This window comes from Clostridioides sp. ES-S-0001-03 (assembly GCF_020676075.1).
Classification (GTDB): Bacteria; Bacillota; Clostridia; order Peptostreptococcales; family Peptostreptococcaceae; genus Clostridioides.
On sequence record NZ_JACVWJ010000042.1, the window covers coordinates 1 to 366 of the forward strand.

Annotated in this window: 1 protein-coding gene; it reads right to left on the minus strand. The window is 30.9% G+C overall.

All coding sequences use genetic code 11. The annotated features are described in order from the left end of the window. Positions 1-79 precede the first annotated feature (79 nt). Positions 80-229: a hypothetical protein gene (locus tag IC174_RS21515; protein ID WP_227437129.1), complete on the minus strand. Its 150-nt coding sequence runs from the start codon at positions 227-229 to the stop codon at positions 80-82. Positions 230-366 lie beyond the last annotated feature (137 nt).

Consider the following 366-nt stretch of genomic DNA (forward strand, 5'->3'; position numbering starts at 1 on the left):
CCACTCTTCTTAAAGTTGAACTTGCTTCATCTCTCATTTTTATTACTGCTTGTAAAACTTTTGTACTAGAACTCATAGATTAAAACAACCTCCCAGCACCAGATTTTATTTCTTCTTTTCTTTCATCTAACTCTTGGTCCATAAAAACACTAACAATCTTTGTTTCACCTTTAAGCATGCGAAAAGAAACGGATGGCATTATCCCTTTATACTTAAATAATAAGTACATTAAGTTAACCTTTCCATCCGTTTTAATTAGTTTTTTATTTCTTTATCTTTTTCCTTCTGTCTTTTTCTATCGCCCTCTGCATCTATACCATTTACCTTATTAACTTCTTCATATAAATTATCAATCTCTCCAGCTAA

Coding starts and splice junctions, on each gene's coding strand:
- IC174_RS21515 (WP_227437129.1), bottom strand. CDS start 229: ATGTACTTATTATTTAAGTATAAAGGGATAATGCCATCCGTTTCTTTT.